A 2,259-nucleotide genomic window follows, 5' to 3' on the forward strand; every position below is an offset into this window, starting at 1 on the left:
GAGTACAAGGTCGAGACCGACTACCTGCGGCTGAAGGCGTACCCGTTCACGACCGAGGTCTTCGAGTTCATCAAGGCGCACGACCGGATCTACGTCGTCGACCAGAACCGCGACGCGCAGATGCAGTCGCTGCTGAAGCTGGAGCTGGAGGCGGCGCAAATCGCCAAGCTGCGCAGCGTGCGGCACTACAACGGCCTGCCCATCGACGCGCGCTCGGTGACCGACGACATCCTCCGGGAGATGGGCATTGCGATCGCGAAGATAGAGATGGCGGGCGGTTCCAGCATGGTAGGGGGCGAGTAATGGCAAGCACACCGACAGCACAAGCACCGAAGACGAACCGGATCGGCCTGAGCGTGCTCGACTACCGCGGCGGCAAGACCACGCTGTGCGCGGGCTGCGGCCACAACGCCATCTCCGAGCGCATCATCGACGCCATGTACGAGATGGGCGTGAAGCCGGAGCGGGTGATCAAGCCCTCGGGCATCGGATGTTCGTCCAAAAGCCCGGCGTATTTCATGAGCCGCTCGCACAGCTTCAACGCCGTCCACGGACGTATGCCGTCGGTGGCCACGGGCGCGCTGCTGGCAAACAAGAAGATGATGTGCATCGGCGTCAGCGGCGACGGCGACACCGCCTCCATCGGCATCGGACAGTTCCTCCACCTCATGCGCCGCAACCTGCCCATCATCTACGTGATCGAGGACAACGGCGTGTACGGCCTGACCAAGGGCCAGTTCTCGGCGACCGCCGACATCGGCTCGAAGCTGAAGAACGGCGTGATCAACGACCTGCCCGCCATCGACACCTGCGCGCTGGCGACCATGCTGGGCGCAACCTTCGTCGGCCGCAGCTTCAGCGGCGACAAGAAGCAGTTGCTGGCCATGCTGAAGGCGGCCATCGCCCACAACGGCACCGCCATGCTCGACGTCATCTCGCCCTGCGTCACCTTCAACGATCACGAGGGCTCCACCAAGTCGTACAAGTTCACCAAGGACCACGAGGAGCCGCTACAGGAAGTAACGTTCGTACCGTACTTCGAGGACATCTCGGTGGACTACGACCCGGGCACCACGATCGACGTCAGCATGCACGACGGGTCGCGCCTGCGCCTGCGCAAGCTGGAAGAAACCTACGATCCGACCAACAAGTCCGAAGCCCTCAAGCGCATGTCGGAAGCGCACGAGAAGGGCGACGTGCTGACCGGCATCTTCTACATCAACACCAAGGCGCCGAACTTCATGGAGATGCTCAACATGGTGGACGAGCCGCTGGCGACGCTGCCGGAGAGCGTCACCCGTCCCTCACGCCAGGTGCTCGAGGAGTGCATGCAAGAGCTGCGGTAAGGCAGTTGCCAGTTGCCAGTTAAAAGCTAAAGCCCTCGGAGGCCCGAGGGCTCTGTTTTCAAACTGACAACTAGCAACTGACAACTGTTTTCACGCCGCCAGCGGATCGTCCTTGGCCTTGTTCTGGTTATCTTTCTGCTGATGGCCGGGGTCCTGGTTAACCTGCTCTTGCCCGCTGTGCTCCGGGCTGCCGCCGGGCTCGGGGAAGTCGGTGTCGTTGGCCTTCACCAGGCTGCTCTCCGTGCGATGGGGGTTCTGTCCGGCCATGGAGGTGTTGCCTTGTACTTCGGCCTCGGTGCGTCCGCGGCCATCGCCTTCGACCGCGCCCTTGGCAGCGTCCTGATCGCCAAGATTCTGTTCTTGTGCCATAAGATTCCTCTGACGACTGTGATGGCCGGGCGCCCACGCGCTGTTGCCTGGAGAGACAGCCGCCGCATAATGCGGCTGAGGCAGCGACGCCTGGCGGTCCCTGCACTTTGAATTGAGTCGTGCCAATCTGTCCCATCTTGGGATTACCAAAGGTGTGCGACCATGCGCATATGACTTGCGCAGGCCGGTCTTGTGCTTATGCTGGAAAGAACGATGAAGTACCTGCGCACGTACGCGGTCGTGATCGGCTCGGTGGCCGCCGCCGCACTGACCACATGGCTCCTGCGGCCGCACATGCAGGTGGCCGTGTCCATCGTCTTCCTGGGCGCGGTCATGGTCAGCGCATGGTACGGCGGAGTCGTGCCCGGATTAACGGCTGCGGCGCTATCCGTCGCCTCGTTTGAATACCTCTTCCATCGCACACCGCCGACGATCGAAAACGTCACCGAATGGGCGGTGCGAACGATCATGTTTGTCGCCGCATCCCTACTGGTCAGCTACTTTGAAGCATCCCTGCGCAATGCGCTGAAGCAAGTGGAGACAG

Annotated in this window: 4 protein-coding genes; 3 read left to right on the top strand and 1 reads right to left on the bottom strand. The window is 62.2% G+C overall.

The annotated features are described in order from the left end of the window. Both VF515_19845 and VF515_19850 read left to right on the top strand, forming a co-directional pair. Positions 1 to 303: 2-oxoacid:acceptor oxidoreductase subunit alpha (locus VF515_19845; protein ID HEX7409879.1), on the top strand; the 303-nt coding region annotated here is incomplete at its 5' end. Continuing rightward, positions 303 to 1,346 (top strand): 2-oxoacid:ferredoxin oxidoreductase subunit beta, encoded by a 1,044-nt coding sequence (locus VF515_19850; protein ID HEX7409880.1) that lies wholly within the window; start codon positions 303 to 305, stop codon positions 1,344 to 1,346. The genes VF515_19845 and VF515_19850, both read left to right, overlap by 1 nt. Before the next feature lie 90 nt (positions 1,347 to 1,436). On the opposite strand, the gene VF515_19855 is transcribed toward VF515_19850, so the two are convergent. Beyond that, positions 1,437 to 1,715 (bottom strand): hypothetical protein, encoded by a 279-nt coding sequence (locus tag VF515_19855; GenBank protein ID HEX7409881.1) that lies wholly within the window; start codon positions 1,713 to 1,715, stop codon positions 1,437 to 1,439. 213 nt (positions 1,716 to 1,928) lie between these two features. On the opposite strand from VF515_19855, the gene VF515_19860 reads away from it, so the two are divergent. Beyond that, on the top strand, positions 1,929 to 2,259 hold a 331-nt coding region (locus VF515_19860; protein ID HEX7409882.1), incomplete at its 3' end, for a DUF4118 domain-containing protein.

This window comes from Candidatus Binatia bacterium (genome assembly GCA_036382395.1).
GTDB lineage: Bacteria > Desulfobacterota > Binatia > HRBIN30 > HRBIN30 > JAGDMS01.